The organism is Modestobacter excelsi (genome assembly GCF_005930495.1).
Taxonomy (GTDB): Bacteria; Actinomycetota; Actinomycetes; order Mycobacteriales; family Geodermatophilaceae; genus Modestobacter; species Modestobacter excelsi.
In genome coordinates this window covers 1-7425 of sequence record NZ_SJEX01000130.1, presented here as the reverse complement: position 1 = coordinate 7425, position 7425 = coordinate 1, and the positions used below count along the sequence as shown (strand labels likewise).

The 7425-nt window shown below is 75.9% G+C and carries 6 protein-coding genes; 3 read left to right on the top strand and 3 right to left on the bottom strand.

Going from position 1 to position 7425, the window contains the following annotated elements; translation table 11 throughout:
* Positions 1–131: 131 nt before the first annotated feature.
* The 3 genes from FHL80_RS24430 to FHL80_RS24420 all read right to left on the bottom strand — a co-directional run bounded on the left by FHL80_RS24430 (position 132) and on the right by FHL80_RS24420 (position 2368).
* Positions 132–1283 carry a CaiB/BaiF CoA transferase family protein gene (locus tag FHL80_RS24430; RefSeq protein ID WP_138735925.1) on the bottom strand — a complete coding sequence of 384 codons (1152 nt, stop codon included), beginning with the start codon at positions 1281–1283 and terminating at the stop codon, positions 132–134.
* Positions 1284–1351: 68 nt separating this feature from the next.
* Positions 1352–2110 (bottom strand): ANTAR domain-containing protein, encoded by a 759-nt coding sequence (locus FHL80_RS24425; protein WP_138735924.1) that lies wholly within the window; start codon positions 2108–2110, stop codon positions 1352–1354.
* Positions 2111–2182: 72 nt separating this feature from the next.
* Positions 2183–2368 (bottom strand): hypothetical protein, encoded by a 186-nt coding sequence (locus FHL80_RS24420; protein WP_138735923.1) that lies wholly within the window; start codon positions 2366–2368, stop codon positions 2183–2185.
* A 1250-nt stretch (positions 2369–3618) separates the two neighbouring features.
* On the opposite strand from FHL80_RS24420, the gene FHL80_RS24415 reads away from it, so the two are divergent.
* The 3 genes from FHL80_RS24415 (at position 3619) to FHL80_RS24405 (ending at position 7356) form a co-directional block, all read left to right on the top strand.
* Entirely contained in the window at positions 3619–4209 is a 591-nt protein-coding gene (locus tag FHL80_RS24415; protein WP_216871030.1) for a TetR/AcrR family transcriptional regulator, read from the top strand.
* A gap of 185 nt (positions 4210–4394) precedes the next feature.
* Complete coding sequence (locus FHL80_RS24410; protein ID WP_138735921.1) at positions 4395–5597, top strand: ROK family protein; 1203 nt, start codon at positions 4395–4397, stop codon at positions 5595–5597.
* Positions 5598–5778: 181 nt separating this feature from the next.
* Positions 5779–7356, top strand: coding sequence for a sugar ABC transporter ATP-binding protein (locus FHL80_RS24405; protein ID WP_138735920.1), 1578 nt, complete (start codon positions 5779–5781; stop codon positions 7354–7356).
* The last annotated feature ends 69 nt before the right edge of the window (positions 7357–7425 follow it).

Sequence of the window (7425 nt, the reverse complement as noted above, 5' to 3'; positions counted from 1 at the left end):
GAGCGTGCGGTGGGGGTCATCGGGGTCCCTGCGCCATCGGGGTCTGGACGTCGTCGGGGTCGGGACGTCGTCGGGGTCGGGGCGTCGTCGGTGGGTCCCTGCCGACGGTAGCCACCGGACCCGCGCGCCGGTCAGCTCCGGCCGGCGGTGTCCTCCACCACCGTCCCGGCGGCGAGCAGGCCCTCGACGTCCTCGATGCCCCAGTCGCCGAGGGCCCCGCGGGTGTGCTCACCGGCCCGGCTGGGCGGCCGGTCCAGCGTGGCCGGCGTCCGGGAGAACCGCGGGGCCGGTGCCGGCTGGACGACGCCGTGGTGCTCGACGTAGGTCTGCCGGGCGGCCAGGTGCGGGTGCTCACGGGCCTCGGCGAAGGAGAGCACCGGGGCGACGCAGGCGTCGCTGCCCGCGAACACCTCGACCCACTCGTCCCGCGTGCGCCGGCGGACCGCGTCGCCGATCAGCCGGCGCAGCACCTCGGGGTCCGCACCGTTCCGGTCCGGGGCGACGTCGGTGAGCCCGAGCCGGTCGACCAGCTCGGCGTAGAACTGCGGCTCGAGGGCGCCCACCGCGAGGTACCGGCCGTCGGCGGTCTCGTGGACGTCGTACCAGGGGGTCCCGGAGTCGAGCAGGTTGACGCCCCGGTCGTCCCGCCACAGCCCGCTGCCGAGCATGCCGACCACCATCGTGGCCAGGTGGGCGGTGCCGTCGACGATGGCCGCGTCGACCACCTGGCCCCGGCCGCTGAGCCGGGCCTCGAGCAGCGCGGCGAGGACGCCCACCACCAGGTACATCCCGCCGCCGCCGAAGTCGCCGACCAGGTTGAGCGGGATCTGCGGCGGACCACCGGCCCGCCCGATGGCGTGCAGCACGCCGGTGACGGCGATGTACCCGACGTCGTGCCCGGCCGTCGGCGACAGCGGGCCCTCCTGCCCCCAGCCGGTCATCCGGCCGTAGACCAGCCGCGGGTTGCGTGCCAGGCAGTCCTCGGGCCCGATGCCCAGCCGCTCGGTCACCCCCGGGCGGAAGCCCTCGAGCAGCACGTCCGCCCGTTCGGCGAGCCGGCGGACCAGCTCGGGGCCGTCCGGGTGCTTGAGGTCGACCGCCACCGACCGGCGGCCGCGGGAGAGCAGGTCGTGCTCGGACGAGCCGGTGAACGGGCGGGCGCCCGGGCGGTCGATGCGCAGCACGTCGGCGCCGAGGTCGGCCAGCAGCATCGCGGCGAACGGGGCGGGCCCCAGGCCGGTCAGTTCGACGACGCGCAGCCCGGCGAGAGGTCCGGTGGTCATGTCAGGGACCCGACCGCACCAGTCGGGCGGTCGTCAAGCGCGGCGCCCCCTGATCGTCGGGGGCGAGGTCACCACTCGCCGGTGCGGGCCAGCTTCTCCGCCACCTCGGGCACGGGGACCTCGCGCAACCGGGAGACCGCCTCCAGCCACCGGTGGGCCTCCTCGGCGGTCATCAGGTGACGCTCCATGAGGATCCCGGTCGCCTGACCCACGACCTCCCGGGCGGCGGCCGCGCGGCGCAGCCGGCGGTCCCAGGAGGCGGCGACCTGCGCCGGACCGGGCACGCCGGCGAGCAGCCCCCCCAGCCGCCGCGGCGCGGCGGCGACCGGGTGCGCGCGGGACGGCGCTGGGAGGCCACCCGCGGGCACCCGCGGTCGCGCCACGACCTCGGGCAGCGGTGGGACGCCGGGGTCGGGCCCGGGGTCCGGGACGGCGTGCAGCCCGGCCGGGCCGCGCCCGGTGGGGGTGACGACGGCGCGTGCGGCCGTCGAGTGCGGCAGCTGCACCCAGTCCAGCAACCGGGAGACCAGCCCGGGCGCTGCGTGCAGCTCCAGCGGCACCCGGTAGGCGGCGGACTGGGCTGCCGCGCGCTGCAGCGTGCGCAACCCGGAGGCGTTGAGGAAGGTCACGGCGGAGAGGTCGACCAGCAGGCGGTGCGGGTGGCCCGCCCAGGCGGTGTCCAGCGCACGGCGGAAGACCGGGGTGCTCAGCGTGTCGACCTCGCCGGCGACGGAGAGGACGACCGAGCCGTCCCCCCGGTCGGCGATCCGCACGTCCAGGACCAGCTGGTCGGGCACCGGTGTCCCCGGGCTCGGTTGTTCGCTCATGGCGGCACCCCAGGCTGAGTCGCCGGGTCCGGGGCGAGGGGGAGCGCGGTGCTGCTGACCGCACGGCCAACGCTAGGAGGCCGACGGCCGGTGCGCAATGCCGGGAGCCCCGGCCGGTCGGCCCGGGACCGGGAACGTCCCGTCGAGCACCGCGTCGACGACGCTGCCCAGCTGCCTGCCGGTCCGGCGGGCGGAGGACCGCATCAGCTCGCGCGGGGTGACGACCCGCTGCTGCAGGAGCCCCGTTCCGACCCTCATGGCACCTCCCGCGTCCCGGCTGCGCCGTGGACCGGCGGGACGGGACGTGTCTCCCGCCGTGCCAGGCACGCTGGTCCTCCCCGGGCCGGGCGCATGGACGGACGGCGCGCGGGTATGGCCGCGCTGCGTCACCCAGGACCCGGTGACACCGCACCGATCCCGGGTCGGGTGACCGCTGTGCTCCTCGATGGACCCCCCGTGCGGGGAGGACCGGCTCCCGTCCTCCCCGACGACCGCGTCCGCGCCCTGGAGGCCCTGCCTCCCCAGTTGCGCGCGTGGGCCCGCTCCTCGCTGGGCGGGCTCTGCCCGGCGGAGCCCGGCGACGTCCCGGCGGGCCCGGGTCAGGCGGCGGCGAACAGGACCCGGTAGGCGGTCAGCGACGGCAGCGCGCAGGCGCCCAGCGTGATCGTCGACGCGGCCAGGACGGTGCCGCCGATGGCGCTGGCCGGCGAGCTGCCGACGCTGCGGGCCAGCGCGTACAGGCCGTTGGCCGCGGCGAGCCCCGAGGCCGGCGCAGCCGCAGGACCAGGCTCGGCATCGCGGCGTAGGCGATCCCGGCGCCGGCGATCGTCGTCCCGAGGACGACGGCGCGACGGCCGCGCCGATCGCCAGGGTGACCTTCGGGCCGAAGCGCCGGGACAGCGTCGCCGACACCGGCGACAGCATCAGCATCGCGACGCCGCTGGGCAGCATCGCCGGCCCGCTGGCCAGCACCGAGGAGCCGAAGCCGTAGCCGGAGGCCGCGGCGCCTGCAGGTAGGACGCCGTCCCGATCAAGCTGGCGGAGAGGGCGAAGCCCACGCAGACCGAGGCGGCGTTGGTCAGCAGCAGCGCCGGGCGGGCGTTGGTGACCGTGTCGACCAGCGGCGAGGCGACCCGGCGCTCGACCGGCAGGAACACGACGAGCAGGAGGACGGCGGCGGTCAGCAGCCCGATCGTCCTCCCGTCCTCCGCGACCAGCGCGGCGAGCGGCAGGCAGCATCAACCGCTCGCGACCGCGGCGACCTGCCGCGGCTCCCAGCCGGGGGCGACGTCGGCCCGGTGGCGGAGGTCGCCGTGGGATGGGTGGTCGGGGAGATGGGGACTCCCGTGGAGACTCGGGGCTGACCCGGACGGGGCACGGGTCGGAGGACCGAAGTGGCACGAACTGCCACGAGTCGTACGGTCGCACACCCCGTGCCGGGGAGGCGACCACGCGCAGGGCTCCCGCGCTGTGCCGATGCTCACGCCAACCAGATGAGGAGGTCGTCCGTGACCGAGCGGGCAGAGGCCGGCACCGAGGGACTCCGCGAGCGGAAGCGGGCGCACAGCCGCGCCACCACGGTCGACGTGGCGATGCAGCTGTTCGCCGAGCGCGGGTACGACACGGTGACCGTCGCCGACATCTGCGCCGCGGCCGAGATCGCGCCCCGCACCTTCTTCCGGTACTTCCCGACGAAGGAGGACGTGCTGGCCGAGCCGGCCCGGCAGATGGCCGCCCGGCTGACGGCGGCGCTGGCGGCGGCGCCCGACGCGATCGACGACGCCGGGGCGCTGCGCGGGGCGCTGCGGGAGCTGGGGGAGTACGTCGTCGCCGACCGGACCCGGATGGCGGTGTTCTTCCGGGTGGCCGCGGCCGCCTCGGCCGTGCGGGCCAACCCCTTCCTGCACCTGTCCGGCCGCGAGCGCCAGCTCACCGAGGAGCTGCTCCGTCGCCGGCCCGGGTCGGGCGCTGCCGACTGGCGGACCCGGTTGATGGTCGCCCGGGCGCTGGCGGCGTTCCGCGTCTGGCTGGACGACCTGGTCGCCGGGGGGGAGCCCGACCCGCTGGGCCACCTCGACGAGGTCCTCGCCGCGCCCTGACCGGTCAGCCGATCGCCTCCAGCGCCGGCTCGCCGGCGGGGGGCACCGCCGACCGGCGCAGCCGCAGCCAGGTGGGGGGCAGCCGGAGTGCTTCCCCCGGGGAACAGGCAGCGTGCTCGTCGGCCGTTCCCCGGCGGAGTGCCGCGCGGACTCCCTGTCACCGTCCCGCGTGCCACCATGGCCCCGTGGTCCACCCTTCCGCCTCGGCCAGCGCGCTGCTGCACCACGTGCGCACCGGCCGGGCGCGCAGCCGGGCGGAGCTCGTCGCGCTCACCGGTGCCTCGCGGAACACGGTCAGCGCACGGGTCGACCAGCTGATCGCTGCCAACCTGCTGGAGGAGGGCGGGCGGGGCTGGAGCACCGGCGGGCGGCCGCCCACGCTGCTGCGGTTCAACAGCCGGGCCGGGTGCGTGCTCGCCGTCGACCTCGGGGTCACCAGCGTCGACGTCGCGGTCACCGACCTGTCCGCGGAGGTGCTCGCCACCGTGGGCCACCCGATCGACATCGCCGAGGGCCCCGGGCCGGTGCTCGCCGAGGTCGACCGGCTGGCTCAGCTGGTGCTGGCCGAGGCCGGGCTGACCCCCGCCGACGTGTGCGCCATCGGCGTGGGCGTGCCGGGGCCGGTCGAGGTCTCCACCGGCCGGCCGGTCCATCCGCCGATCATGCCCGGCTGGCACGACCACCCGATCCCCAGCGCGTTCGCCCGGTACGGGTGCCCGGTGTTCGCCGACAACGACGTCAACGTCATGGCGCGAGGGGAGATGGGCGTCGCCGGGTCGGTCGAGGACGTGCTGGTGGTCAAGGTCGGCACCGGCATCGGCTGCGGCATCGTCGTCGACGGCCAGGTGTACCGCGGCGCGCAGGGCAGTGCCGGGGACATCGGGCACATCTCCGTCCCACTGCCGCCGGGGCGGTCGGTGGTCTGCCGGTGCGGCAACGAGAACTGCCTGGAGGCGATCGCCGGCGGCGGCGCCCTGCTGCGCGACGCGCGCGCGGCGGGGCTGCCGGTCACGTCGACGCGGGAGCTCGTCGAGCTCGCCGCCCGCGGCGACGGGTCCACGCTGGAGCTGGTGCGCAACGCCGGCCGCACGATCGGCACCGTGCTGGCCAGCCTGGTCAACTTCTTCAACCCGCACCGGATCGTGATGACCGGCGGCGTCGCCCAGGCCGGCGCCCCGCTGCTGGCCGGGATCCGGGAGGCGGTCTACGGCCGCTCCCTCCCGCTGGCCGCCCGGAAGCTGGAGATCACGGTTAGCGAGGCGCCGGACATGTCTGGTCGGCTCGGTGCCGCGCTGATGGCGATCGAGGGGCACCTCGACGAGGACTCGGTCAGCTCGGCCGCGCGACTGCTGGTGCCGGCGGCCGCAGGTCCCCACCCCGCTCGCTGACCGCATCCCTCCCCGGCTCCTGCCGCTGGACGGCCGATCGGTGGCCCGTGCGGCCCGCTGCCCGCCTGGTTGCGGTTCGGTAACGCAGGCGTCGTTGCTTGACCCGCCTGTGACCGCGGCCATAGTGTCCCGCCTCAACGCACTTGTGTTCAGTGTTGAGCAAAAGTCTGGAGCTGGTGGCATGACGCTCGGCACCCCCGACGGGGCGCACCCCGCGACGGCGCCGTCCGCGCCCCTGCTGGAGATGCACGGCATCGTCAAGCAGTTCCCGGGAGTCCGGGCGCTGGACGGCGTCGACCTCGAGGTGCGCGCCGGTGAGGTGCACTGCCTGCTGGGGCAGAACGGCGCGGGCAAGTCCACCCTGATCAAGGTGCTGGCCGGAGCCCACCAGCCGGACGAGGGCCAGATCCTGTGGGACGGCGCCCCGGTCACCCTGGGCGACCCGCAGGCCGCGATGAGCCGCGGCATCGCCACCATCTACCAGGAGCTGGACCTGGTCTCCGGGCTCACCGTAGCCGACAACGTCTTCCTCGGGCGGGAGCGCTCCCGGCTGGGCATCACCCGGCCGGCGCAGGCGAACCGGGCCGCCGCCGAGCTGCTCACCCGGCTCGGCCACCCCGAGATCCGGCCCACGGCCGAGGTCGGCTCGCTGTCCGCGGCGTCGCAGCAGATGGTCAGCATGGCCCGCGCGCTGTCCCAGGACGCCCGGCTGATCGTCATGGACGAGCCGTCCGCCGTCCTGGACAGCGAGGAGGTCGACCACCTCTTCCAGGTCATCCGCGACCTCACCACCGGCGGCGTCGCGGTGGTCTACATCTCCCACCGGCTGGAGGAGATCCGCCAGGTCGGCGACCGGATCACCGTGCTCAAGGACGGCCGGACGGTGGCCACCGGCCTGCCCGTGCGCGACACCCCGACCCGGGAGGTCATCACGCTGATGACCGGCCGGACCATCGAGTACGTCTTCCCGCCCCGCGGGGCGGCGGTCGACCCCCAGGCCGAGCCGCTGCTGGAGGTCGCCGACCTGGCGCTGGCCGGTGAGTTCAGCGGGGTGTCGTTCACCGTCCGGCCCGGGGAGGTCCTCGGCCTGGCCGGGCTCGTCGGTTCCGGGCGGTCGGAGATCCTGGAGACCGTCTACGGCGCCCGGAAGGCCACCGGCGGCACCGTCCAGGTGGCCGGCCGGCGGCTGCGGGCCGGCGACGTGGCCGCCGCGGTGTCCGCCGGCGTCGGGCTGGCGCCCGAGGAGCGCAAGAGCCAGGGGCTGCTGCTCGGCGAGCCGATCTACCGCAACATCACCTTGTCGACCCTGACCCGGTTCGCCCGCGGTGGCTTCCTGTCCGGGGGTGCGGAGAAGCAGGCCGCGCGGGACCAGGCCGAGTCGCTGGACCTCCGTCCGGTCGACGTCGAACGCGAGGTCCGGACGCTGTCCGGCGGCAACCAGCAGAAGGTCGTGCTGGCGCGGTGGCTGCTGCGCGACTGCAAGGTGCTGCTGCTGGACGAACCGACCCGCGGTGTGGACGTGGGCGCCCGGTCGGAGATCTACGCGCTCGTCCGTGCGCTGGCCGACCGCGGCGTGGCCGTGGTCGTCGTCTCCAGTGAGATCCCCGAGGTCCTGGGGCTGGCCGACCGGGTGCTGGTGGTGGCCGACGGCGCCGTCGTGGCCGCCGCCGGGGCCGACGAGCTCGACGAGCACCGGGTGCTCGACCTCGTGATGCAGGGAGCGGCGCACGGCGCCGCCGGAGAAGGGGATGCAGCGTGAGCGACACCACCACGACGACGCCGGCCGGCGCGACCACCGGCGCCTCCGCGCCCCGGGCGGGCGGGGGTG

What these genes read in the sequence shown, in the direction of transcription:
- FHL80_RS24430 (WP_138735925.1), bottom strand. Translation starts at nt 1,283, where the DNA reads ATGACCACCGGACCTCTCGCCGGGCTGCGCGTCGTCGAACTGACCGGC.
- FHL80_RS24405 (WP_138735920.1), top strand. Translation starts at nt 5,779, where the DNA reads ATGACGCTCGGCACCCCCGACGGGGCGCACCCCGCGACGGCGCCGTCC.
- FHL80_RS24420 (WP_138735923.1), bottom strand. Translation starts at nt 2,368, where the DNA reads ATGAGGGTCGGAACGGGGCTCCTGCAGCAGCGGGTCGTCACCCCGCGC.
- FHL80_RS24425 (WP_138735924.1), bottom strand. Translation starts at nt 2,110, where the DNA reads ATGAGCGAACAACCGAGCCCGGGGACACCGGTGCCCGACCAGCTGGTC.